This is a genomic window from Pseudonocardia sp. CA-142604, from assembly GCF_050948475.1.
In the GTDB taxonomy this organism is placed as follows: Bacteria; Actinomycetota; Actinomycetes; order Mycobacteriales; family Pseudonocardiaceae; genus Pseudonocardia; species Pseudonocardia alaniniphila.
This window is the reverse complement of the sequence record NZ_CP192045.1, coordinates 8,622,085-8,646,257: the sequence shown is the minus strand read 5'-3', so window position 1 is coordinate 8,646,257 and position 24,173 is coordinate 8,622,085. Positions and strand designations below refer to the sequence as shown.

The window sequence follows — 24,173 nt, the reverse complement described above, 5'->3', positions numbered from 1 at the left end:
CGACCACAGTCAGGAGAGAACCCGGAATGCCCTCAGCGGAAGCGTACGAGCGTGGCCTGCGCAACCTGCGCGAAACCAACGGCGAGAACGGTCTGAAGGTCATCGACATCCTGGCCGACGTCTCCCCCGAACTCGGTCAGCAGGTCGTCGGCTGGGCCTTCGGGGAGATTTCCGCCCGCCCGAACCTGTCGCGCCGCGACCGGCAGCTCCTCAACCTCGGGATGCTCACAGCACTCGGCACCGAACCCCAACTCGAGCTCAACATCAACTCCGCGCTGAACATCGGCCTCACCCCGGAGGAGATCGTCGAGGCCTTTCTGCACGCGCTCATCTACTGCGGACTGCCGCGAGCTCTCAACGCCACCCTCGCAGCCAAGAAGGTCTTCGCCGAACGCGGGCTGCTGCCCGTCACGCCCAGCTAGAGCACCCTTCCAGCCGGACCGCCGCCGACCACGACGCACGGCCGGCAAATCAACGTTTGCGCAGACGGCCTGATACCCCGAGATCTCGATTCGATTCAGCAACGCAACGAAACCGGGGCGACGATGGCGATGGTGCCGTCCGCAGCAAACGATCCAGGTGGGTGGTTGGGGGACCGCGTCGGTCACGGTGGCTGCACTGCAGGAACTCGGCCTGCGGATCGAGCATGACCCTGCGGGTGGGCGAGCGTCACCGCTGCCGGGACGGCCGCACGATGATCTCGTTGACGTCGACGTCCAGTGACTCGCCGATCGCGTACGACACCGCGCGTGCGATGGCGTCCGGCGGGATCGACTCGGCGCGATAGTCCTTCATCGCCACGGCAGCCAGCGGGTCGGAGATGGAGTCGGCGAGCTCCGACTCGACCACGCCCGGCGACACCGTCGTCACACGGATGCTGGGCTCCACCTCCAACCGCAGGCCCTCTGTGATCGCCCACGCGGCGAACTTGGTCCCGGAGTACACCGCCGCCGTGGGCACCACCTCGTGCGCGCCTATCGAGGCGACCGTCACGAAGTGTCCGCCGCCCTGGCGCTGGAACACCGGCAACGCAGCGGCGATGCCGTGGAGCAGGCCGCGGATGTTGACGTCGATCATGCGGTCCCACTCCTCGATGAGGACCGCGTCCAGCCGCGAGAGCGGCATGACCCCGGCGTTGTTGACCACGACGTCGATGCGGCCGTGCATGGTCACGGCATCCTCGACGAACGCAGCGACGTCGGCGCGGTCGGTCACGTCCAGCCTCCGGGCGCTGATCCGGCCTGCACCCTGTTCCACGAGCGCGTCGAGCCGATCCTCGCGGCGGGCGCCGGCGAGCACGTGGTGGCCCTCGCCGGCGAGCCGGGTGGCGACCGCCGCGCCGATACCGCTGGACGCGCCGGTGACCAGAACGATCTTCGAATTCGTCATGCGCCCAGGCTGGCTGCCCCGGCAGCCCATGATCAGGGTCTGTACCTCCTGGGTGTGCTGCACCCAGGCACGGTGGGCGCCCTCGACGTACTGTCGCCGCATGACTGCGACCGAGCTGGGCGACTACCTGCGCAGCAGGCGGGCGCTCGTCCGGCCCGATACGGCGGGTCTGATCAGCACGGGCACCCGGCGGGTTCCCGGCCTGCGCCGTGAGGAAGTCGCCCTACTCGCCGGGCTGAGCGCCGACTACTACATCCGCCTGGAACAGGGCCGCGAACGGTCGCCGTCGGCGCAGGTGCTCAACGCGCTGGGAGCGGCACTGCGGCTCGACGACGACGGCCGAGCCCACCTGTTCCGGCTGGCCGGGCTTGCGCCGCGACCCGCGCGCCCCGCCGTCGCCGAGCGGGTGGACCCCGGTCTGCTCCGGCTCATGGAGGCCTGGCCGACCCACCCTGCGCTGGTCTACAACCGTGCCTACGACGTGCTGGCGGCCAACTCGATAGCCCGGGCCTTGTTCGACGGGTTCACGTTCTCGGGCAACCTGATGCTGCTGCTCTTCCTCGACCCACGGGCGCGCGACTTCTACGTCGAATGGCCGACCGTCGCGGCGAACTCCGTGGCCGGCTTCCGGCTCGGGCACGGCGCGGCCCCCGACGACCCCCGAGTGCGCGCCGTGCTGACCGAACTACTCGAGCACAGCCCCGAGTTCCGGGACCTGTGGTCCAGCCACGATGCACGCGGTAAGACGCTCGACACCAAGGTCCTTCATCACGCCGACGTCGGCGTGATGAAGCTGAGCATGAAGACGTTCGACGTGCGCGCGGCGCCGGGCCAGGAACTGGTCGTCTACGACGCCGAGCCCGGGTCCCGCAGCGCCGAGGGCCTTCTGCTGCTGGGCACGATCGCGGCCACAGCCGCGCGCAACGCGTGACGGCCTTCGTCCCGGGATCGCGGCTCGTCACGTACGTCGACGACGGTGTCGGGTGGGCGGGTCACAGCTGTGGGATCACTGACTGTCCGTAGGCTTCGATCGTGTCCTCGCGTGCGTCGTGCATGGCGTAGATGGCGAATTGGTTGACTCCGAGTTCGCGTAGTTGGGCGAGTTTGTCGAGTTGGGCGGTGGGTGGTCCGAGCAGGCAGAAGCGGTCGATCACTTCGTCGGGGACGAAGTCGGTGGTGTGGTTGCCGGCGCGGCCGTGGTGGCTGTAGTCGTAGCCGTGGCGGTTTTTGATGTAGGCGGTGAGTTCGGTGGGGATGGCTCCTGAGGTTTCGCCGTAGCGGGTGACGAGGTCGGCGACGTGGTTGCCGACCATGCCGCCGAACCATCGGCATTGGTCGCGGGCGTGGTCGAGGTCGGGGCTGGCGTAGGCGGGGGCGGCGACGCAGATGGTGATCGCTGAGGGGTCGCGGCCCGCGGCCTCCGCCGCGGCCCGGACCGTTTTGACGGTCCATTCGACGAGGTAGGGGTCGGCGAGTTGCAGGATGAACCCGTCGGCGGCGCGTCCGACGAGGTCGAGTGCTTTGGGGCCGTAGCCGGCCATCCATATCGGCAGCGAGGCCCCCTGAGGGACCCAGGGCAGTTGCACCGTGGTGCCGTCGAGGTCGGCGGCGCGGCCCTCGGCCAGTTCCCGGATCACGTGGATCGACGCCTCGAGTCGGGCCAGTGTGGTTGGTGGGCGGCCCTGCACGCGTACGGCGGAGTCGCCGCGGCCGATGCCGCAGATCGTGCGGTTGCCGAACATCTCGTTCAGCGTGGCGTGCATGGAGGCGATGACTGTCCAGTCGCGGGTGCTGGGGTTGGTCACCATCGGTCCGACGGTCAGGCGTGTGGTTCGTTCCAGGATGCGCGGGTAGATGACGTAGGGCTCCTGCCAGAGCACCTGGGAGTCGAACGTCCAGCCGTGGCTGAACCCCAGCTCATCCGCGCGTGCCATCAGGTCGACGACGGTGTGTGCCGGTGGGTCGGTCTGCAGGACGAGCCCGATGTCCAACGGGGGGCTGCCTTTCATCGCAGGTACTGGCAGGTGTCGCGGGTGAGGAAACGGCCGTGGCCCGCGCTGCCGAGGTACTGCCCGTCCTCGACGACGACCCGGCCGCGGGAGAGCACCGTGTGGACCTTGCCGGTGGTTTCGCGGCCCTCGTAGCAGGAGTAGTCGACGGCCATGTGGTGGGTCGCCGCGGAGTGCACTTGGGTGGTGTTCGGGTCGTAGACCACGATGTCGGCGTCCGCGCCGGGCGCGATGGTGCCTTTGCGGGGGTAGAGCCCGAACATCCGGGCCGGGGTGGCGCAGGCGATCTCGATCCAGCGCTTGCGGGTGATGTGGCCCTCGACCACGCCCTGGTGGAGCAGGTCCATCCGGGTTTCGACGCCGGGTAGGCCGTTGGGGATCTTGGAGAAGTCGCCGATCCCCAGCTCTTTTTGTCCTTTGAAGCAGAACGGGCAGTGGTCGGTGGAGACGACCGACAGGTCGTCGGTGCGTAGCCCGCGCCACAGCGCGGCCTGGTGCTCGGCCGGGCGCAGTGGGGTGGAGCAGACGTATTTGGCGCCTTCGAAGCCGGGTTTGCCCAGGTCGTCGGTGGAGAGGAACAGGTATTGCGGGCAGGTTTCGGCGAAGGCGTTGTAGCCCTCGTCGCGTGCCGCGCTGACCTGGGCGAGGGCTTGGGCTGCGGAGAGGTGCACGATGTAGATCGGGGCGCCGGCCACCTGGGCCAGCTTGATCGCCCGGTGGGTGGCTTCGGCCTCGAGCAGGGCGTGGCGGACCTGGCCGTGGTAGCGGGGGTCGGTGTGGCCGTTGGCCAGTGCCTGTTCCACGAGTACGTCGATGGCGATGCCGTTCTCGGCGTGCATCATCACCAGCCCGCCGGTCTCGGCGCCCTTCTGCAGCGTGCGCAGGATCTTTCCGTCGTCGCTGTAGAAGACACCGGGGTAGGCCATGAACAGTTTGAAGCTGGTGACCCCTTCGCCGACGAGGGCTTCCATTTCTTTGAGGGAGCCCTCGTTGACGTCGGCCATGATCATGTGGAAGCCGTAGTCGATGGCGCAGTTGCCGGCGGCCTTGGCGTGCCAGGTGTCGAGGCCCTGCCGTAGTGAGGCGCCCACGGACTGGATGGCGAAGTCGATGATCGTCGTGGTGCCGCCCCACGCGGCCGCGCGGGTGCCGGTCTCGAACGTGTCGGCCGACTGCGTGCCCCCGAAGGGCATCTCCATATGGGTGTGCGCATCCACCCCGCCCGGCACGACGTACATCCCCGACGCGTCGATGATGGTGGCGGCGTTCCAGCCCTGCGCAACCGTGGAACCGGTCGCGGCCAGGGCCACCACCTGCTCGCCGTCCACCAAAACGTCCGCCGCGATCTCGTCGGCGGCGGTGATGACCAAACCGTTGCGGATCACCGTGGTCGTCATGGGGTGACCTCCTCGATCGATGCCACGAGTGCCGTGAGGCCTTCAGTTGCCTCGTCCGCGGTGAGCGTGAGCGGCGGGGCGATGCGCAGCACGTTGCCGTGCAGCCCGCCCTTCCCGACGAGCAGACCGTGCCTCTTGGCGGCCTCCAGCACGGCGCTCGCGAGCTCCGGGGCGGGGTCGCCCGGCGTGCCGGTGCCAGGGCGCACGACCTCCACACCGATCATCAGCCCCTTGCCACGGACGTCCCCGACGATCGGGCTCTGCACGGCGCGCAGGCCTTCGAGCAGGGTCGGGCCGTGCCGGGCGGCATTGCGCTGGAGGTCGTGTTCGAGCAGGTACCGGAGGTTGGCGAGTGCGCCTGCGGAGGTGAGCGGCGAGCCGCCGAACGTCGAGATCGAGTTGGCGCCGAGGCTGTCCATCACCTCGGCGCGGGCGATCACGCCGCCCATCGACAACCCGTTCCCGATGCCCTTGGCGAACGTGACGATGTCGGGTGTGGCGGCACCGTGTGCCTGCCAGCCCCAGAAGTGCTCGCCGGTGCGTCCCCAGCCGGTCTGCACCTCGTCGGAGATCCACAGGATTCCCCGCTCGCGCAGCACCTCCGCGAAGGCGCCCAGCAGCCCGTCAGGTCCCGAGGTGAAGCCGCCGACGCCCTGGATCGGTTCGGCGATGAACGCGGCGATGTCACCGCCGGACTGGTCGAGCACGTCCTTCAGGTCGGCCACGCACGCCGCGATGTACTCGCCGTCGGACAACCCCGCGTACGGCGATCGGTACTGCTGGCCGCCGTGCACGTAGTAGACCTGGAACGGCGAGAGCGACGTGGGCGACCAGGACCGGTTGCCCGTGATCGCGACCGTGGAGAACGACCGGCCGTGGTAGCTGTTGCGCAGCGCGAGAATCTGGTTCGACCGCCGCAGCGAGCTGGCGAGCAGCAGCGCCGCGTCGTTGGCCTCGGTGCCGCTGGGGGTGAGGAAGACCTTGGCGTCGGGGATGGCCGACACCGCCGCGATCTGCTCGGCCAACTCCACCATCGGGCGGTTGAGGTACAGCGTGGAGCTGTGGATGATCCGCCCGGCCTGCTCACTGACGGCCTTGGTCACCTCGGGCAGCGCATGCGCCGTCATCGTGGTGAGGATGCCGCCGAAGAAGTCCAGGTAGCGGTTGCCGTCGGAGTCCCAGACGTGCCGGCCCTCGCCACGCTCGATCTCGATCGGCTCGTCGTAGTAGATCGAGAGCCACGACGGGAGGACGGCGCGCGTGCGCGCGAGCAGATCGCGACCGCGGGCGCCGGTGCTCACTGCTCCACCAACGGGCCGTAGGCCTCGGGGCGGCGATCGCGGTAGAACGCCCACTGCTGACGCACCTCGTCGATCATCGCGAGGTCGAGGTCGCGCACCACGAGCTCCTCGTCGCTGTCCGACGCCGGATCCCCGACGAACTGTCCGCGCGGGTCGACGAAGTAACTGCTGCCGTAGAAGTCGTTGTCGCCGTACTCCTCCACACCGACACGGTTGATCGCGGCGATGAAGTACTCGTTCGCCACCGCCGCCGCGGGCTGCTCGAGCTTCCACAGATACGCCGACAGGCCCCGGCTCGTGGCGCTCGGGTTGTAGACGATCTGGGCTCCGGCCAGACCCAGCGCACGCCAGCCCTCGGGGAAGTGCCGGTCGTAGCAGATGTAGACCCCCACCCTGCCGACCGCGGTGTCGAACACCGGCCAGCCGAGGTTGCCAGGCCGGAAGTAGAACTTCTCCCAGAACCCCTTCACCTGGGGAATGTGATGCTTGCGGTACTTCCCCAGGAACGTCCCGTCGGCATCGATGACAGCAGCGGTGTTGTAGTAGAAGCCCGAATCCTCCACCTCGAAGACCGGCACCACGAGCACCATGCCGGTCTCACGGGCCAGCGCCTGCATCCGTTGCACGGTCGGGCCGTCGGGCACCGGCTCCGCCCAGCGGTAGTGCTCCGACTCCTGCACCTGGCAGAAATACGGAGCGTTGAACACCTCCTGAAAGCCCATCACCTTCGCGCCCTGCTCCGCAGCAGCGCGCGCATAGGACTCGTGAACCTCGATCATCGATGCTGTGTCGCCGGTCCACTTCGCCTGCACCAGCGCCGCGCGGACCACACGGGAGTCCGTCATCGCCCAACCTCCGCCGTACTCGCCCATGAGGGGAAGTGGACACCTTCGAACGCCGAAGGGGCCTGTCGCAAGACCCGTTCCGGGTCCGTCACCACCTCGTCGCAGCCCGTTTCCGGGTGCCCCCTACCCCTGGACGGTATAGATCGGCGGCCCGTTCCTCACCTAACGTCATCCCTCGATCGGGTGCGCTTCCGGCGGCAGGAGAACGCGCATGGTGTGGGGTTCCGGAGTGCTGGCGATGGCCTGCCTCGCTGTCGGTGTGCTGCACGCCGTGCGGCTTGCCGTGGTGCGGCGCGACGTCGTCGGCGAGGCCTCGCACGTGGCGATGGCGTTGGGCATGGCGGCCATGGCGTCGCCGTTCGGCAACCCGGTGCCGGAACCGGTCTGGACCATGGTGTTCGTGGTCATCGCCACCTGGTTCGCCCTGCTCGTGGTGCGTTCCGGCGGCCTCGGCGGCGAGCGCGGGCACCATGTCGTGGGCAGCGTGGCGATGCTGTTCATGCTCGCTGTCGAGCACGGGAGCACGTCCTCGGCAGGAGGGCACATGGCGGGCATGGGAGGCGCATCCCACGGCTCGGGCTCCGTGGTCGTCATCGCTTCGGCGGTCGCCATCGCATTGGCCGGGTATTTCGGCTGGCACACGCTCCGATGTGCCGATCGGTGCCGCCGGACGGAGTGCGCCGACCAGCCGCCGTCCGTCACGATCGGGAACGCGACATCCGGCGCATCCGTCGCCGTGCGCCCTGTCTGGTCGCTCCGCACTCCGCAGACCGCCGCTGCGGGGCACCTGGTGCTGGCCGTGTCGATGTCGGCCATGCTCCTGACGATGGTGTGAGCCCTGCTCGTCGAGGAGTCACTCGACGGCGTCGAGGCGGTCGGACCAGTTGCTGCGGGTGCGCTCGATCCACGCGCCCGCCTCGGCCAGCGGTGTGACGTCGAGCCGGTACAGCCGCCGCTGGGCCTCGCCGCGCCAGACGACGAGCCCCGCATCCCGCAACACCCGAAGGTGGCGGGACACCGCGGGCCGCGACGTCGAGAACTCGGCGGCCAGTTCGCCTGCCGTGCGCTCGCGGGAGGCGACCAACTCGAGGATGCGCCGCCGGGTGGGGTCGGCGAGCGCCTCGAAAACGGCGTTCGACATGAGAATTTGTAACTACTCCCGTACGTAACCGTCAACTGACGAAGGCGGACCAGCCCGGGCGCGAGGGGGGTACGCCCGGGCCGGTCCTGGACGGGCGGCGCGGTGGCCGCCCTGGTCGGATGGGTCAGCCCCCGCTGCCCGTGCCCTGCTTGTCGGCCACCACCGCGCCGGTAGCCGCGTCGAGCGTCAACGGGTGTGCCTTCTCCTGGCCCGTGAAGTCGAACATGTTCGACAGGTCACCCGCGCGGTCGTCGTACGAGGAGTCACCGATCCGGCCCGTCGACCAGTTGTCCTCGATGAACTTCAGGATCGAGGTCTGGTCGGTGCGGGTGTGGTCGACGAAGTTCACCTTGCTGAAGGGCGAGATCACCTCGAGCGGGAGCCGCGGGCCGTAACCACAGCGGTCGGCGTACCCACCGGGCGCCGCCTCCGCCCCGGTGCAGATGTCCGAGTCCTGCGCCGGGTCGTTCGAGCCGCTGACGACGGCGTGGGCGTGGTCGTACCAACCGTCGGAGTCGTCGTAGGCCAGCACGATGGCCGTCGAGGCCCACTCGGGCGACTGCTGGATCTTGTTGACCTCTTCCACGACGAACCGCTGCTCGTCGATCGGGTCGGAGTTGGCAGCATGCCCGTCCTCGTAGGCCGGGGCCTTCAGGAAGCTGACCGCCGGCATGCTGCCTGCCTTCAGCGCGTCGTCGAAGTCGGCCGTGTCGTACTGGTGGTTGGCCTGGTCGGTCCGCCCGATCGCATCCACGGAGGACGGCGGGAGGTGCTTCGGGTTGGCCGTCGACTGGTAGTACTGGAACGGCTCGTGGTGCGGGCTGTAGTCGGTGACGCTGACGCCCCCGACGTTCTGGTGCGACTGTCCGCAGACCGCGAACCCGTTGGCGTTGCCGGTGGGGCGGAAGCCGCCCTGGAACCAGCCCCAGGTGACGCCCTTGTCGTTCAGCAGGTCACCGATGTTCTTGCCGTCCTGGAACGCGAGGTTGTCGGTGGCCGTGTGGTTCTTGTCGGAGCAGTCGTCGTATGCCGGGTCGGGATCGGTGGTCACGGTGCCGACCCCCTTCTCGTCCGGGGAATTGACGAAGGGGTCCGATGTCGCGTCGTGCGTCACCGACGTGACCGCGTGCGTCCCGTGCGTCTGGCCGGAGATGAGGTTGATCGCCCCGGGCGTGGACGGACCGAATGTGGTGTTGTACGAGTTGTCGCTCATCGCGTAGTGCTGCGCGTAGTTCCACATCGCGGTGACGGTGTTGCCGTCGTAGTAGTCCATCACCAGGCCCGGTTGTCCGAACAGGATCGGCTGGCCCGTGCACTTGTCGGCCTCGGTCTTCTGGACGAACTGGTCCATCTTCCCGCCGTTGAACGCCGCCTGCTCGGCGTCGTACCCGTGGTTCTGGTCGCAGGTCAGCGCCTGCGACGGCGAGAGGCGCTGCGGGTTGTACGCGTTGGGGTTGTGCTCCAGGAGGTCGGGTGTGAGCCCGTCGACCTTCGGGGTTTTCTCGTCGGCCGTGAACGGAGTGCCGTCGGTGTTGGTGGCGTTGGGGTAGGTGCCGAAGTAGTGGTCGAACGAGATGTTCTCGCCGAAGATCACCACGAGGTGCTTGATCGGGGTGGCTGTGTCGTGCTGATCGCCGTGGTCGCCGGCCGGTGGTGGCGTGTTATTGGCGTTCGCCGTGGTCCCACCGCACGCGGCGAGCACGGCGACCATGGCCAGCGCGCACGCAGCGAGCAGTGAACGCTGTAGGCGCCACCTACTGGCTCTGCTTCCCACTTGTCCTCCTGTTTCGAGAATTCTCCTGAGGGGAGAATCAGGCGAGCAATGCACGGCCGTAGTGATCCGTCGGGCCGGTCACGCCGGGCAATGCGAAGAAGTAGCCACCGCCGAACGGTGAGATGTAGTCGACGAGGGGCTCGTCGGCCAGCCTTTCCTGCACGGCCTGGAACTGGCGCCGGAGATCCTGCTGGTAGCAGGTGAAGACCAGGCCCATGTCGAGGTTCCCGTTGCTGTCGATTCCGCGGTCGTAGTTCGTCGCGCGGCGCAGTATTCGGCTCGCATCGGTTTCCTGCGTGCGTGGGTTCGCCCGGCGGATATGGCTCGTCAACGGGATCACGGTGCCCACCGGATCGTCCGCGTACTTGGGGATGTCGGTCTCCGCCGCGCCGTCGAGCGGGGCGCCGGTGTCGCGACGGCGGCCGAACATGTTCTCCTGCTCGCTGAGCGACACGCGATCCCAGAACTCCACGAGCATGCGGATCACCCGGACCACCTGATAGCTGCCGCCCGCGGTCCAGGCGGGCTCGTATGGTTGCTCACTGCCCACCCACACCAGCCGGTCCATCTCGGCCGCGTCCTCCACGTCGGGGTTCGCGATGCCGTCCTTGAAGCCCATGAGGTTGCGGGGGGTGCCGGTCGGGCGGGGCGGCGAGGTGAACCCGTCGACGCGCCAGCGCAGTTGCATGCCCCCGCGGGTGGCGCGGGCGATGTCACGCAGGGCGTGCGCCACCGTGTCGCGCGACGACGCCGAGAGCGTCAAGCTCAGGTCGCCGTGGCACTGGGCCTGGTCGAGCGCGTCGTTGGGGAACATCGGCATTGTCGTCAGCCGCGCCGGCTTGCCGGCGGCGAGCCCGAAGCGGTCGTCGAAGAGCGACGCCCCGACGCCGACGATCACGGCCAGGTCGCCGGGTGGCACCACCGGTCCGAGCACGCCGGAGTCCGGCGGGGGCGCCGTGATGCCCAGCGCAGGCGGCTCGCCGCCCGCGGTGAGGAACCGGGCCCGATCGGTGACGGCGCGCAGCAGGTCGGTCAGCTCGGCCCGGTTCGCGGCGATGACGTCGAACGCCGCGACGGTGCCCTCGTCGGCAGGCGGACGCAGGATCGCCGCCTGACGAGGGCCGTGGAACGGCACCGCCGGGACCCCGCTGTCGCCATCGGCGGCCGCGGCCACTCCGCCGCCGGCCATGGCGGCAGCCGTGAACCCGGCTCCGACCAGCGCCCGGCGCAGAAACGAGCGGCGCGGCAACCTCGCGCTCACGAGACTCGCCTCGGCGCGACGATGCCGGCGATCGGTGCGAGCTGTTCGGTCAGCTCCGCGATCGTGCCGTCGATCTTCTCGCGCTCGCCGCGGTCGAGCGCGCCGACCGGCGTCCAGGTCCCGTCGGGGCGGCGGGCGGCCTGCACGGCCGCGGTGGCGCGGTCGAGCCACGAGTCCACTGTGGGGAGCTCGGGCATCCGCGACTGGAGCACGGGCCGCAGCACGTCCAGCACGGTCCGGGTGCCCTCGATGTTGGCGAGGGTGGTGGCGAGGGTGGTGCCGCTGCCGTAGTCGGTGCGGCCGCTGACCTCGAACTGGAGCGCGTCCTCCATGATCTCGTGGGCGCGCAGCGCCATGTCGTTCGGATCGATCTGCGCGGCAGGGAAGGTCTGCCGGAGGTCACGTACGTCGGCGTCGAGCCGGTCGGCCACCGTGGCCAACGCGCCCATCGGTTCGTCGTGCCAGAGCCCGAACTCGAGGCGGTGGAAGCCGGTGAACCCGGGATCCGCCGTGCCGCCCGCGAGACCGGCGGTGGTGCCGTCGATCGCGGTGGCGGCGTCGTCGAAGGCGCCGTAGGCCGCACCGAGACGCTCATAGGACAGGTGGGCCGTCAGCCAGGCCGTCTCGCTCGCGCCGCGATCCCCGCGGCGGACGGCTTCGGTGAGCCGGCCGGAGTCGCGGACGAGCGCGTCGATCCCGGTGAGAACCCGCGCCTCGTAGGCCTTCGTAGGGCCGTAGAGGTCCTCTTGCGTCACCGGCACGACGGCGGGGTTCGACGGCAGGCCGCTCCCGCTGATCCGGACCGTCGGTCCCACCACGGCGTCGGCCTCGTCCGGGATGCAGCGGAAGGCGAATTCGCCGTCGCCGAGGCTCACCGGCAGGGCCCGGGTGGTGCCGGAACCGACCCCCTCGACCTCACCGACGACCGCGCCTGTGGCCGGTTCGATCAGATCGACGGTGGTCGTGACCGCGCCGGTGTTGTGCACCTGGAAGGTCTGCGGCCCCGGCCGCGGACGGGTCCAGTCCTGGCCGCACGACGACCGCGACACGGAGACCACCGGATCGGACGTCGGGGGCGGGGCGGGCGAGGCCGAGGGTGCGGGCCACAGCGTGGCTGCCCCGGTCACGACGAGTGCGATCACTGCGAGCCCGGCGAGTGGCCAGTGGGCCTCTCGTAAGGCAGGCACCGTCTCTGCCCTGCTACTCGTTCGGTCCGGCGAGAGCGCTAGGGAACGGAAGAGCGCGCGAAGCGAACCCGCCGAGTGTCCAGCGGGCCTCTCGTGAGGCGGGCACGGTCGTTCTCCTGCTACTCGTTCGGTCCGACGAGAGCAGTATGGAACGGAAAAGAGCGGGAAAACGGAGAATAAGACGCTTTCCCTGCGAGTTCATCAATCATTCGACTGCATGTCGACGCGGGTTGGCAATCTGCGGCACAGTTGCCTGCAATATATCATTTCGTCCGTATCGGGTATTTACTCCGCTTTCCTGCCATCATCCGAAGCGGTTCATCAGGTCCATCACCAGAAGCACGAAGAACAGTGCCGACGCTGCGGTGAGCATGATGTTCGACAGCCATCCGGAGCGGCCCTCAGGGGCGACGAGCTTCGAGTTGAGCAGCAGGAGCAGGGTGACGCCGAGGAACGGCATGAAGGCGGCCCCCATCACGCCGTAGACCAGCGTCAGGGTGAAGGGCCGGTCGAAGAACAGCAGCGCCATCGGCGGCAGGGTGAGCCAGAGCAGGTACGCGCGGAACGGGAGGCTCTTCTCGGCCGCGGCGGCCTGGTAGCCCGTGGAGGTGACATCGGCGGCGGCAGCGCCGGGAGAGTCCGCGCTCGCGCCGATCCGGGCCTTCGCCCCGTGCGGCAGTCGGATCGTGCGCGTCCAGTCGGTGAACAGCAGGCTGACCCCGTTCCACGTGCCCAGCAGCGACGTGCTTGTGACGGCCAGGAAGCCGACGAGGAACAGGATCCGCGCCCACTCGCCGTACCGGGCGCCGAGTTCCGTGCCGAGGGTGAGCAGCCCCGTGTCGCTCTCGGTGAGATCCTGGCCGAGCAGGATCTCCGCACCCACGATGAGCATGGCGATCACGAAGATCGCGGTCATGATGTAGCCGATCGCGTTGTCCAGCCGCATCGTCGCGAGCCAGCCGGTGCCCTTCCAGCCCTTCGCGATCATCCAGTAGCCGTAGGCCGCCATCGTGATCGTGCCGCCGACCCCGCCGATGAGGCCGAGCACGTAGATCAGCGAGCCCTCGGGGAGGCGCGGGACCAGCCCGTTCGCGAGCTCGCCCAGGTTGGGTGAGACGAGGAAGGCGATCGCCACCACGGAGACGAACTTGATCAGGACGAGCACGGTCATGAACTTCTCGAAGACGTGGTAGCGCTGGGCCCACACGAGAACGAGGCCGACGACACCGGCGATCATCGCCCAGTACCGCACCGACAACCCGCCGAACAGGGCGTTGAGCGGCAGGCCGACCGCGGACATCGCCGTGGCGCCGTAGACGAAGCCCCAGATGACGATGTAGATGCCGAAGAAGACGGTGGCCCAGTACCCGAGGCGCCGCCAGCCGTCGAGCAGGGTCGCTCCCGAGGCGAGGTTCCAGCGGCCCACACCCTCCCCGAGTGCCAGCTTCAGCGCCGCTCCCAGGACGGCGGCCCAGAGCAGCACCGTGCCGAAGCGGGCGCCTGCCACCATCGTGGCCACCAGGTCACCAGCACCGACACCTGTGGCCGCTGCGAGCAGACCCGGTCCGACCTGTTTGACCCTGGCCCCGAATCCCGTAGGCGGCGTCGTCGTTGTGGCGATGTCGGATGCCATGCGCGTCTCGCCCTCTCCATGCCGGAACTGCTCGTCAGGAGGTTTTGGGACGACCGTACGGGTCCGAAGCGATCGCGACCAGGGCCGAGACCGGTCACAGCCCGCACGCGCCCGGTAGCGGCCGCGCGACTAGATTTCTCGGTGTACAAGCAGTACAGGCACGACGGGGAGTGCGGTCATGGCGAGCATCGAAGAGGTCCGAGCCGGTATTGCGCTGGCCAACGACAAGGCCTCGGAGAGTCTCGGTGCACTGCAACAGGCGCATTCCTCGCTAGAACAGGCACAAGGCGCGCTGCTGCGGGTTACCGAGGGCAGCGCGCAGGCCGATGTGTCGGAGGCGAACGGGCTGCTGGCCCAGGCCGTCGGCAGTATCAGCGACGTGCAGCAAGCAGTTCATGCGGCAATCCAGGCCTCCGAGGGCGTTGCGAACCGTCTGTGACGATGCCGTGAGTAGAACGCCGTGAACGACATGACGCACGACATCGGGGCCGATCGCGATGAGTGAGCTCGGCGAGATCCGTGCCGCCCTGGCAGGCGTGGCCGCGCAGATGACGAGCGCCTACGAGCAGGCCGGCATCGCACGCACCCGGATCGCCGACGCCGTCGCTGTGCTCTCGGAACTCGGTGAGCAGCACTCCGAGCCGTTGGTCCCCGACGAGCTCCGGCGCGCCGCCGACGAGCTGGAGCGCGGGCTCGGGCTGATCTCCACGGGTGCTGCGGTCGTCGCCGACATCGACGCGCGGCTGTAGGCCGGCGTGGCACGTGGGCTGAACCGGCGTCAGCAGCGGATCACCGAGGCCTTCGACGCGCTGTGCGAGGCGGTGGCGGCTGCACTTGGCGCGGCCGAGGGCCGCCGTGACTCCACCATCCGGGCGCACGCCGAGTCCATGGTGGAGATGTGGCTGCGCACCGACGGCCTCGACGCGGTGCAGGCCGACGCCAGCATGCGGCCGCTGCTCACCAACCCCGCGTTGGCCGGGCCCCTCGAACGCGTCCGGGCCGACCGCAGGGAGGCGTTCGCCGGGTGGCTCGAGGACGGGCCGCGGCAGCTCGCCGACATCCTCGAGGAGGCCGCGCCCGGTGCGGCAGGCCTCGCGCCCGAGCACTGGCTCGCTCGGGTCGGTGCGGTGGACGGCTCGGGACCGGTGCCCTCCCTGTGGTCGATCGGCAACGGCCGGATCGAGGACGCGGCGCCCGTCGACTTCCCCGTGGCGGTTCCGCTGCTCGACGAGTCGCACCTTCAGGTCAGCTCCGGCCATGAGGGCCGTGCGCGAGCGGAAGCGCTGGTCGAGGGCCTGCTGCTGCGTGTCATGAGCTACTTCCGGCCCGGGATCGTTCAGCTGCACGTGTGGGACGTCGGCCAGTTCACCGGCGCCCTGCCGGGGCTGTACCCGCTGACCCGCACCGGACTGCTCACGGTGCACGACCCGGCCATGCTGCCGCAGCTGCTCGACGAGCTCTCCGACCGCATCCGGCGGGTGCACACCCGCCTGCTCGTCGACGGTCATCCCTCGCTGCGGGCCCTTGCCGAGTCGACGGGCGCGCGCAACGAGCCCTGGATCGTCGCGGTGCTCGTCGGCAACCGGGCACCGCTGAAGGACGACGAGCACCGCCAGCTGCAGCGTGTGGCCCGTGGCGGGCTCGCCTGCGGAGTGCAGCTGGTGCTGCTCGACGTGCCGATGACGATCAACGCGCCCGTCGAGAGCGTGCGCGTGGACGACGCAGGCACGGCGGTGTCGTCGATGACCGGGCCGCACGTCGCTGTGGAGCTGGAGCCGCCGCTGCCGCCTGCCGAGGTCACGCGGGCGAGCCACGCCATCGCCGACGCGTACGAGAGCTGGCGCAGCCGGATCGGCACCTTCGCCGACGTGCTCCCGCCGCCCGCGCAGTGGGGGAAGGCCCGCTCGGTGTCGAGCCTGCACGCGCCGGTCGGGTTCGCCGACGGGCTGCCTGTGGAGATCGCGCTGGCCGACGCCTCGCCGCACGCGCTGATCGGCGGTCCGAGCGGCTCGGGCAAGACGAACCTGCTGCTCACGATGATCAGCGCGCTCGCCACCCGGTACGACCCTGACGAGCTGGAGTTCTACCTGCTCGACTTCAAGGAGGGCGTGTCCTTCGCGCAGTTCGCGCCCGGTCGCCGCGACCGCACCTGGCTGCCGCACGCCCGGCTCGTCGGCGTCAACATCAACACCGACCGCGAGTTCGGCCTGGCGTTGCTGCAGTTCCTCGCCGACGAGATGCGCCGCCGCGCCGAAGCCGCGAAGGCGTACGAGGTGACCAAGCTGGAGGAGCTGCGCGCCGCCGATCCCGAGGGACGCTGGCCGCGGATCGTCGCCGTGATCGACGAGTTCCAGTACCTGTTCGCCGAGCGCGACGCCGTGACGCGGGCGGCGACGCTCCTGCTCGAGGACGTCGCCCGGCGTGGGCGATCCCAGGGGATCCATCTGGTACTGGCGAGCCAGGACGTGTCGGGCATCGAGGCGTTCTGGGGTCGGCCGGCGATCTTCGAGCAGTTCGTGTTGCGGATCGCCCTGCCGCGGGCCCGCCGGGTGCTCGCCGAGCTCAACGACGCCAGTCTCGACCTGCCGCGCTGGCACGCGGTGATCAACCACGAGTCCGGGATCAAGCACGGCAACGAGGTCGTCCGGCTCCCGGACGCCTCCGGGCAGGGTGCTTCGGGCGACGAGGCCGCCACGTCGAGCGTCGGCGCGGTGCAGCGCGTGCTGCACGAGAGGTACGCCGAGGGCCGCCCGCAGCCGCGTCTGTTCGACGGGAGCAGCTCGCCGCGGTTCAGCGACCTCGCGGCCGGGCTCCCGCGCGACGGCGTTCCCCGCGCGCTCGTCGGGCAGAACATCGACGTCGCCGGGAGCGCGGCCGCCGTCGGTCTGCCGGACGCGCCGGGCCGCAACCTGGGCGTACTCGCGGCCGTCGGACGCGAGGCGGTGCGGGTGCTCGGCGCGGCGGCGGCCTCGCTGGCAGGGCAGTACCCGGCGGACGGGGTGGACGTCGTGGTGGCCCCGCTGGTCGCGGAGGCGGCGGAACCGGCAGCCCGGTTGGCCGACCGGATCGCCGCGACCGGCACGCCCGTCGAGATCGTCGGTCTCGACGGCGTGCGCGCCCGGGTCGAGGAGCTCGCGAAAGACGTCACCGACCGGCTGAGCGGCCCGGCGCCCGGCCGGCCCGTCGTGCTCGTGCTCTACGCCGCCGACGCGGCCGACACCGTGCTGGAACGGGAGGGCACCGAGGCGATGCGCAAGCTGATGCGCTTCGGGCCGGAGACCGGTGTGCACGTGCTGGGCTGGTGGCGCAGCGTGCAGCGGTTGCGGGCGCTGCTGATGATGAGCGCGTCCGTCGACGACCTCGGGGCGTGGGTGGCGCTGGACGTGCAGGGTTCCGAGGTGCAGGCCCTCGTCCCGGGGATGCTGGTCAACTGGTCACCCCGGCCCGGCCGTGGCCTGTTCTTCGACCGCGCCCAGCACGCGGCGCCCGAGGTGGTCATCGTCCCGTCCCTTCCGGAGGCCGAGTGAGCGCCGCTCGCGAGTACAAGGAGGTCGTCGCCGGGATCACCGCCGCCGCGGCGGCCCTGCACGAGCGGGACCGGGGGCGCGCAACGGATCTGGCCCGGGAACGCATCCGCCTCCACGCCGAGATGCTGGGGGCGGGGGAGCGTGCCGCGCTGACCAGGTTCGCGGTGGAGCTGCACTGGGAGGCGGCGCTCGAGGCGCTGTGGATGGAGTCGTGGATGAAGCTGCGGCCACGCCCGGGCCCCGACCCGGACGCCGACCCGGCCGATCTCGACCGGTTCGACGCCGAACTCGAGCGGCGTTCCGCCGACCTGCTCGACGCGGTCCGGCGCCGCCGCTTCGGCCTACCTCCCCTGCGCTGAGCTCTCAGCTCGCGAGGATCACCAGCACTTCGCCGTCGTCGAGGGCTTGCAGCAGCACGAGGCGGTTGTCGCCCGAGGCGACGAGCTTGGCGGCGGTGTCGGCGTCGACCGTCCGCTTTCCCTGGACCTCGAACTCTGAGGGGTCACCCGAGGCGTCGGTCAGCCGGATCGTGCCGCCGCGGGAAAGGCCGACCGTGCCCGCGGCCTGAGGCAGCGTGATCACGGTGGTGCCGCCGGTGCGCGTCACCGACGCCGTCCCTGCCCTCGTCGGCGCGGCCACCGGCCCTCCTGCCTTCGCGGCGACGAGATCCAGCGTCGCGCCGTCCGGCAGGCCGACGGTGTTGGGCGGCAGAGTGCCGGCGGCCTCGGCGCTGTCGTCGTCACCGGGCGGCGTGGTGGCCTGCGCCGGTGTGCTGATGGGTGGCGGGGTGGCGGTGCGGTCCGCGGTCTCCCGCGGCCGGGTGGTCGAGGCGTCGGCACGCGGTGTGCGCGCCGGCGGTGCGGTCGTGGCCTGCGCCGGTGCGCTGCTCGCCGGTGGCGTGGTGGCTCGGGCGCCCGACTCCTCGGGCACGGCGGCGCTCGGGCTGCTCGCAGGTGGTGTGGTGGTGGCCTGCGCCGGTGCGCTGCCGGCGAGGTCGCCGGTTGTCGGCGCCGTGGATTCCGGCGGCGTGGTCGTCCTACCGGCCGTTTGCGGGCCGGTGGCCGGTCCGGCCGTGGTCGGCGCATCGCCTGCCGACGGGCCGGCGGCTGGGGCGGCACTTCCGGACGTCGTGGTGGCGCCGGCCGTGCCCTGCTCCGGCGGCGTCTGCGCAACGGAACTGCCGGCGGTCGAACCGGTCGGCGGCGCCTGCGACACGGAACGGTCTGGGGCAGCAGCGGAGGTCGGTGCGTCCGGGGCCGGGGCGGCGACGACGGCCGAAGGAGCGGGCGGCTGTGTGCCGGGCGCGGGAGTGACCGGGACATCGTCCGGTGCGGGCGGGGCGGGGAACTCGGCGGGGCCGGGTGGCGCGTCCGGTGCGGGCTCGGGTGGGACGTCGAACGGGAGGTCCGGCGCCTCCAACAGCCCCGGCGCGTCACGGCCCGCGGCGGGACGGGTGGCGCCGAGGTAGTCGTCCCCCGGATAGCGCACGAAGGCCGTGCGGACCGGCTTGCCGAAGGTCGGTGCGTTGATCATCCGGCCGTTGCCGAGGTAGAGCCCGACGTGGTGCACGCGCTCCGGCACTCCGTAGAACACCAGGTCACCCGGCTCCAGCGGCGCGTCCGCCGGCACGTGCGGACCGGCGTAGTACTGCGTGTGGGCGGTGCGGGGCAGGGAGATGCCTGCCCAGTCGTAGGCGGCGGTGGTGAGGCCCGAACAGTCGAAACCCGCCTCGCCGGAGAGCGGTCCGTCCCCGCCCCATACGTACGGCAGACCGCGCTGCACCAGCGCGAACGCGATCGCGACCGCAGCCGCAGTGCCGGGCTTGGCCGTGGTGGTGATCCTCGGTACGTCAGGGATGCGGGCCGGGGGCGGCAGTGCTGCCGTGGGCACGGCGACGGTCGCCGGATCGCCCAGATCGGCGATCGTGAGACCGAGAACGATCGGGCCCGTGCGGCCGGGGTTGGCCCCGCCGAGCTTCCGGCCGAAGGACGCGGGCCGCACCGGTGCGGTGACCTGTGTCGGCACGGCCTCCTCGGCTGCTGCCGGCGCTGCGTCGACGTCCTGAGCCGGGAGAGTCACCAGGACGACACCGACCAGCGCGAGGACCGCGACTGCGACGGCGGGCCACCGGGGAATGCGGCGGCGATCGTTCGTCACATCGTTCCCTCCTTGCCCGCTACGTAGCCCGATCGTGCCTCTCGCCGCATCCGGACGCCAGATAAGCGGGACGAACCACCCGGGCTTTCGCCCGGCCGTCACCAGCGCGAAAGGAGGACCATGGAGCCGTGATCTTCACCGACGCGCGCGAAATCGCCAGGATGCTGAGGGCCAAGGAAGTGTCTGCCCGTGAGGTGCTCGCGGCGCACCTTGCACAGATCGAGCGCTGCAACCCCGAGGTCAACGCGGTCGTCACGCTCGTCGCCGACCGCGCGGCCGAGGCGGCGGCGGCCGCTGACGAGCGACTGGTCCACGGCGAGGAGATCGGGCCGCTCCACGGCCTGCCCATCGCGCACAAGGACACCCACGACACCGCCGGGATCCGCACCACGTACGGGTCACCTCTGCTGGCCGACAACGTGCCCGCGCGCGACGCCCTGGTGGTGGAGCGGATCCGGTCGGCGGGTGCGATCACGATCGGCAAGACCAACGTGCCGGAGTTCGCTGCCGGAAGCCACACCGTCAACCCCGTCTTCGGAGCGACGCACAATCCGTATGACCTGGGGCGATCAGCCGGTGGGAGCAGCGGTGGCGCCGCGGCGGCGCTCGCCTGCGGGATGCATGTGCTCGCCGACGGCAGCGACATGGGTGGGTCGTTGCGCAATCCCGCCTCGTTCTGCAACGTGGTCGGGCTGCGCCCCTCACCCGGACGTGTGCCGGTGTGGCCGACCTCGGCGCCGTGGTCGGGCCTCTCGGTCACGGGGCCGATGGCCCGCACGGTCTCCGACGTGGGGCTCCTGCTCAGCGTGCTGGCCGGACCGGATCCGCGCGACCGCTCGGCCCTCGACACCCCCGGATCGGAGTTCGCCGCCGAGCCACCCACCGACATCCGGGGGCTGCGCGTGGCCCTGGCGCCCGACCTCGGTGGCAGGGTGCCGGTGGATCCGGACGTGCGTGCGGTGATCGACAGGACCGCGAGCGTGTTCGAGGGGCTCGGCTGCGCGGTCGAACCCGCCTGCCCCGACCTCGCCGGCGCCGACGAGGCGTTCCGGACGTTGCGAGCGTGGTTGTTCGAGCTCAGCCACTCGGCGTTGCTCGACGAGCATCCCGACGCCCTCAAGGCGACACTTCGCGAGAACATCCTCGCCGGTCGGGGGCTCACCGGTCCGGACGTCAGCCGTGCCCACGCCCGCCAGGCGGCGCTCCACGAGCGCATGCGGGAGTTCTTCGACCGCTACGACGTGCTGCTCGCACCGGTGAGCCAGGTGCCGCCGTTCCCGGTGGAGTCGGAGTACCCCACGGAGGTGGCAGGCGTGCCGATGCGCGACTACATCGAGTGGATGGGCTCGGCCTACCTGATCTCGGTGACGGGCTGCCCGGCGCTGTCCGTGCCTGCGGGCTTCACGCCGGGCGGCCTGCCCGTCGGCGTGCAGATGGTCGGCCCCTACCGGGGGGAGGCAGGGCTGCTGCGGATCGGGCGGGCGTTCGAGCAGGCCACGGGTCACGGGCTGGTCCGGCCCGCGGTCGCCGTGCCCGCCGTCTGACCCGCTGCTACCGGGTCGCGGAACCGCGCGTCACGGTTCCGCGACCCGGAGGGGTCGGGGAGCGGACATCTCAGGCCGAGAAACGGCGTCGTCGAGGCGGTGCGCACTCACGCCGGGCGACTCGCGGGGGTCGGGCATAGCAGGTCGCGGTGGGAGTGCAGAGCGGCCAGCAGCTTCTCCACGTCCTCGGCCGTGTTGTAGCAATGCGGCGAGACCCGTAGGTTGCCGGCGCGCGACGAGGTGACGATGCCGTCGTTCTCCAGGCGCTGCACGAGCTGCTCGACATCCGTGGACGCAATCGCAACCAGGGGGCCGCGGCGGGCCGGGTCCTTCGGCGTGGCGACCACACCGCCCATGGCGACGACCTCGTCGATCAGCCGGTCGTTGAGCCCGCAGACGTGCGCGGCGGTCGCTTCGATGCCGATCTCCAGCATCAGCTCGGCTCCCGCGATCGCCGCGTACACCGCGGGGATCGGCGGCGTGCCCGCCTCGAACCGCCGTGCGTTCGCCGCCGGGCGGTAGCGGTCGACGCGCATCGCGAAGATGTCCTCGTCCGCGAACCACCCCGTCGAGGTCGGTACGACGTCAGCGGTGGTCGCGGGGTTCGCGTAGAAGAACCCGATGCCGGGCGAGCCGAGCAGGTACTTCAGCGCGCCCCCGGTCACGAAGTCGACGCCCAGTGCGCCGACGTCGATCGGTACCGCGCCCACGGACTGGTACGTGTCGAGCAGGACGAGCGCGCCGCGCTCGTGGGCGAGCCGGGTGATCGCCTCGACGTCGAGCAGGCTCCCGTTGAGATAGCAGACGTGCGTGATCGACACGATCGCCGTGTGCTCGTCGATCGCCTCCGCGAGCCGGTCGAGCGAGAGCGTGTTGTCGTCCTCCGCGGGAACGTGCACCACCCGCGCGCCCCGTCGCTCCTGGGCGTGCCAGATCTGCCCGATCGTCGGGAACTCCAGCTCGGTGGTGACCACGGTGTTGCGCTCGCCGAAATCGAGCGCCGAAGCCAACGCGCTGACGCCTGCCGAGGCCGAGGTGGTGACCGCAATGCTGCTCGGGGCGGCGTGCAGCACCCGGGCGAACGCGCTGCGCGCCTGCTCGCTGCGCTCGACCCAGTGGCTCCACAGTGAGCCCTCGGCTTCGAGCCCAGCCAGGTAGTCGTCGTATGCGGCGCGTACCGCATCCGAGAGGGCTCCCTGCGAGCAGCTGTTGAGATAGACCCGGTTCTCGAAGATCGGGAACCGGTGCCGGATCGTCTCGGCGAGGGTTCCCCCGCTGGTCACGCTGCTCATCTCGTGCCTTTCCACTGCCGACCTCAGCCGATCCGCCCCGAGCCGACCACCAGCTGCCTGCGCACCGAGAGCGCTGCCTCCCGGTGTCCCTCGCGTTCTTTCTCCGGGGTGCGCTCCGGGCACCAGTGCAACCGGCCCGCGGCGAGCGTGCAGGCGGGCCGGTGCAGGACGTCGATGCGCTCGGTGGGGTCGCCGGGGACCGCGACGACGTCGGCCGCCAGGCCGGTGGCGAGCTGCCCGGTCACTTCGCCGAGTCCGCACGCCGCCGCCGCTCGGTGCGTGGCCGCTGCGATGATCTCGCGGGTGGACATCCCGGCGTCGGCAAGCACGTCGAGCCCGTCGGCGTAGTTCTCGAACGGGACGAGGCCGATGCCCGCGTCCGTGCCGGCAACCAGCTCGACGCCCGCCTCCCGCATCGCACGCAGGTTCGCGATCAGGGCCTCGCGCTCGTCCCACGGGCAGAAGTAGGGGTCGGGCAGGCATGCGGTGTTCATCGTGGGACAGACGACGATCCCGCGCTCGGCGATCCGCCGCGCGATCTCCGGGTCGAACCGGGTGCCGCTCTCGGTGACCCAGCCGCAGTGCTCGATCATGTCGACCCCGGCTTCCACGGCGCGGCGGATGCCTTCCACCCCGAGCGCGTGCGTGGTGACCGGCATGCCGAGCCGATGCGCCTCCTCGACGCACGCCTGCAGCTCCTCGACGGTGTAGCGGGCGTGCCACGGGCGGCTGCCTGCGGTCATGAACCCGCCGGTGGACATGATCTTGACGACGTCGCTGCGCTGCTTTGCCCGGATCCGGACCTCCCGCACCACCTCGAGCGCGTTGTCGGCCTCCCCACCCATCGCCCACGCGTGCCCGCCGGTGACGGTGATCGGTGCGTTGGCCACCTGCAGCCGCGGGCCGGGGACGAGGCCGTCACGCACGGCGTCGCGGATCGTGGTGGCCACGGCGCCGCGGCAGCCCAGGTCGCGCGCAGTGGTGACTCCGGCGTCCAGCAGCCGGCGGGCGCTGTTGACCATCCGGCACGCCAGCTCGGCGTCGGTGGCGGTCAGCTCGCTGACCGTGGACGTCTCGCTGCCGTCCATCGCGAGGTGGACGTGGCAGTCGATCAGGCCTGGCATCAGTGTGCGGTCGCCCAGCTCAACCAGGCGGACGTCCGGCGCGGCGTGGAGGGAGACCTCGGCCCACGGGCCGACCGCGGCGATCCGGCCGTCCACGGCCAGCACCGCACCGTCCTCGAGAACGGGGGCGTCCGCATGCGGCAACAACCGGTCCGCTCGTAGGAGGACAGGCTCGGGTCCGCTCCCAAAGTTGCTCATCGAGGGTCGACGGTAGATCTGGATTTAACCTCAGTCAACGATGTTCAAGCACATTGACAAGCCAGGATCTTGGTTGCAGTGTTCACGATCACCGCAATTGGCGTGCCAACGCGTGACCGAGGGAGACCACCGTGGCCAGTAGGTCGGACGAGCCGCCACCCACGGTCGGCACGGTGCCGAGACCGGGCCGCCGCTGGTACCGCCTGCTTCTCGTGCTGCCGTTCCTATGGTGCATCGCCGCGGTGCCGTGGGCAGGGCACGTGCCCTATGCGTTCGGGCATGTGCCGTTCCTGCTGGTGTGGATGGTGGCGGGCGTGTTGATCGGGAGCGCCGCGATCGGCGTCGTCTACCTGTTGGACGCTCGCCACGGCTGCCTCGACGAGGCATAGGAGCA

General features: G+C 70.5%; 21 protein-coding genes and 1 pseudogene. 9 read left to right on the top strand and 13 right to left on the bottom strand.

The window, feature by feature from the left end; genetic code table 11:
* Positions 1-26 precede the first annotated feature (26 nt).
* Complete coding sequence (locus ACQPZQ_RS39140) at positions 27-422, top strand: carboxymuconolactone decarboxylase family protein (protein ID WP_241039608.1); 396 nt, start codon at positions 27-29, stop codon at positions 420-422.
* A 247-nt stretch (positions 423-669) separates the two neighbouring features.
* On the opposite strand, the gene ACQPZQ_RS39135 is transcribed toward ACQPZQ_RS39140, so the two are convergent.
* On the bottom strand, positions 670-1,389 hold the full coding sequence (locus ACQPZQ_RS39135; protein ID WP_433289518.1) for an SDR family oxidoreductase: 720 nt from the start codon (positions 1,387-1,389) through the stop codon (positions 670-672).
* Positions 1,390-1,489: 100 nt separating this feature from the next.
* Here ACQPZQ_RS39135 and ACQPZQ_RS39130 point away from each other — a divergent pair, with 100 nt between their 5' ends.
* Complete coding sequence (locus tag ACQPZQ_RS39130) at positions 1,490-2,320, top strand: helix-turn-helix domain-containing protein (RefSeq protein ID WP_433289516.1); 831 nt, start codon at positions 1,490-1,492, stop codon at positions 2,318-2,320.
* A gap of 61 nt (positions 2,321-2,381) precedes the next feature.
* Here ACQPZQ_RS39130 and ACQPZQ_RS39125 read toward each other — a convergent pair whose 3' ends face one another.
* Genes ACQPZQ_RS39125 through ACQPZQ_RS39110 form a run of 4 tightly spaced genes read right to left on the bottom strand, consistent with a single transcriptional unit; the run spans position 2,382 to position 6,941 of the window.
* Positions 2,382-3,380, bottom strand: a complete 999-nt coding sequence (locus ACQPZQ_RS39125) for a TIGR03842 family LLM class F420-dependent oxidoreductase (RefSeq protein ID WP_433299589.1) — start codon at positions 3,378-3,380, stop codon at positions 2,382-2,384.
* A 14-nt stretch (positions 3,381-3,394) separates the two neighbouring features.
* Positions 3,395-4,795 carry a dihydropyrimidinase gene (gene hydA / locus ACQPZQ_RS39120; RefSeq protein ID WP_433289513.1) on the bottom strand — a complete coding sequence of 467 codons (1,401 nt, stop codon included), beginning with the start codon at positions 4,793-4,795 and terminating at the stop codon, positions 3,395-3,397.
* Positions 4,792-6,096, bottom strand: a complete 1,305-nt coding sequence (locus tag ACQPZQ_RS39115) for an aspartate aminotransferase family protein (protein ID WP_433289511.1) — start codon at positions 6,094-6,096, stop codon at positions 4,792-4,794. The genes hydA and ACQPZQ_RS39115 overlap by 4 nt, the downstream gene beginning before the upstream one ends.
* Positions 6,093-6,941: a nitrilase-related carbon-nitrogen hydrolase gene (locus ACQPZQ_RS39110; protein WP_433289510.1), complete on the bottom strand. Its 849-nt coding sequence runs from the start codon at positions 6,939-6,941 to the stop codon at positions 6,093-6,095. The genes ACQPZQ_RS39115 and ACQPZQ_RS39110 overlap by 4 nt, the downstream gene beginning before the upstream one ends.
* Positions 6,942-7,152: 211 nt before the next feature.
* Between ACQPZQ_RS39110 and ACQPZQ_RS39105 the strand changes: the two genes are divergently transcribed.
* Positions 7,153-7,776 (top strand): DUF5134 domain-containing protein, encoded by a 624-nt coding sequence (locus ACQPZQ_RS39105; protein ID WP_433289508.1) that lies wholly within the window; start codon positions 7,153-7,155, stop codon positions 7,774-7,776.
* Between the two features lie 18 nt (positions 7,777-7,794).
* Here ACQPZQ_RS39105 and ACQPZQ_RS39100 read toward each other — a convergent pair whose 3' ends face one another.
* The 5 genes from ACQPZQ_RS39100 to ACQPZQ_RS39080 form a co-directional block, all read right to left on the bottom strand.
* Positions 7,795-8,082: a metalloregulator ArsR/SmtB family transcription factor gene (locus ACQPZQ_RS39100; protein ID WP_433289506.1), complete on the bottom strand. Its 288-nt coding sequence runs from the start codon at positions 8,080-8,082 to the stop codon at positions 7,795-7,797.
* A 124-nt stretch (positions 8,083-8,206) separates the two neighbouring features.
* Positions 8,207-9,793, bottom strand: coding sequence for a phospholipase C (locus ACQPZQ_RS39095; protein WP_433299587.1), 1,587 nt, complete (start codon positions 9,791-9,793; stop codon positions 8,207-8,209).
* A gap of 100 nt (positions 9,794-9,893) precedes the next feature.
* A complete protein-coding gene (locus tag ACQPZQ_RS39090; RefSeq protein WP_433289504.1) occupies positions 9,894-11,117 on the bottom strand; it encodes a Dyp-type peroxidase in 1,224 nt (407 codons plus the stop codon).
* Positions 11,114-12,304, bottom strand: a complete 1,191-nt coding sequence (locus ACQPZQ_RS39085) for an EfeM/EfeO family lipoprotein (RefSeq protein ID WP_433289503.1) — start codon at positions 12,302-12,304, stop codon at positions 11,114-11,116. Before ACQPZQ_RS39085 ends, ACQPZQ_RS39090 begins: the two co-directional genes overlap by 4 nt.
* A gap of 304 nt (positions 12,305-12,608) precedes the next feature.
* Positions 12,609-13,937, bottom strand: a complete 1,329-nt coding sequence (locus ACQPZQ_RS39080) for an Nramp family divalent metal transporter (RefSeq protein ID WP_433289501.1) — start codon at positions 13,935-13,937, stop codon at positions 12,609-12,611.
* A 178-nt stretch (positions 13,938-14,115) separates the two neighbouring features.
* On the opposite strand from ACQPZQ_RS39080, the gene ACQPZQ_RS39075 reads away from it, so the two are divergent.
* The 4 genes from ACQPZQ_RS39075 to ACQPZQ_RS39060 are packed head-to-tail and all read left to right on the top strand — an operon-like array spanning position 14,116 to position 17,823.
* Positions 14,116-14,376, top strand: coding sequence for a hypothetical protein (locus ACQPZQ_RS39075; protein ID WP_241035757.1), 261 nt, complete (start codon positions 14,116-14,118; stop codon positions 14,374-14,376).
* A gap of 58 nt (positions 14,377-14,434) precedes the next feature.
* Entirely contained in the window at positions 14,435-14,686 is a 252-nt protein-coding gene (locus ACQPZQ_RS39070) for a hypothetical protein (protein WP_241035758.1), read from the top strand.
* A gap of 6 nt (positions 14,687-14,692) precedes the next feature.
* Positions 14,693-17,464 (top strand): FtsK/SpoIIIE domain-containing protein, encoded by a 2,772-nt coding sequence (locus tag ACQPZQ_RS39065; RefSeq protein WP_433289499.1) that lies wholly within the window; start codon positions 14,693-14,695, stop codon positions 17,462-17,464.
* Positions 17,461-17,823 (top strand): hypothetical protein, encoded by a 363-nt coding sequence (locus ACQPZQ_RS39060; protein WP_433289497.1) that lies wholly within the window; start codon positions 17,461-17,463, stop codon positions 17,821-17,823. The genes ACQPZQ_RS39065 and ACQPZQ_RS39060 overlap by 4 nt, the downstream gene beginning before the upstream one ends.
* 1,084 nt (positions 17,824-18,907) lie before the next feature.
* On the opposite strand, the pseudogene ACQPZQ_RS39055 reads toward ACQPZQ_RS39060, so the two are convergent.
* Positions 18,908-19,285: pseudogene (locus ACQPZQ_RS39055) on the bottom strand (C40 family peptidase); the annotation flags it as partial.
* Positions 19,286-19,782: 497 nt separating this feature from the next.
* Here ACQPZQ_RS39055 and ACQPZQ_RS39050 point away from each other — a divergent pair.
* Positions 19,783-21,165, top strand: coding sequence for an amidase (locus ACQPZQ_RS39050; protein WP_433299585.1), 1,383 nt, complete (start codon positions 19,783-19,785; stop codon positions 21,163-21,165).
* Positions 21,166-21,272: 107 nt separating this feature from the next.
* Here ACQPZQ_RS39050 and ACQPZQ_RS39045 read toward each other — a convergent pair whose 3' ends face one another.
* Positions 21,273-22,457: an aminotransferase class V-fold PLP-dependent enzyme gene (locus tag ACQPZQ_RS39045; RefSeq protein ID WP_433289495.1), complete on the bottom strand. Its 1,185-nt coding sequence runs from the start codon at positions 22,455-22,457 to the stop codon at positions 21,273-21,275.
* Between the two features lie 23 nt (positions 22,458-22,480).
* Positions 22,481-23,779 carry an amidohydrolase family protein gene (locus ACQPZQ_RS39040; RefSeq protein WP_433289493.1) on the bottom strand — a complete coding sequence of 433 codons (1,299 nt, stop codon included), beginning with the start codon at positions 23,777-23,779 and terminating at the stop codon, positions 22,481-22,483.
* A gap of 131 nt (positions 23,780-23,910) precedes the next feature.
* Here ACQPZQ_RS39040 and ACQPZQ_RS39035 point away from each other — a divergent pair, with 131 nt between their 5' ends.
* Positions 23,911-24,168 (top strand): DUF3311 domain-containing protein, encoded by a 258-nt coding sequence (locus ACQPZQ_RS39035; RefSeq protein ID WP_433289491.1) that lies wholly within the window; start codon positions 23,911-23,913, stop codon positions 24,166-24,168.
* Positions 24,169-24,173 lie beyond the last annotated feature (5 nt).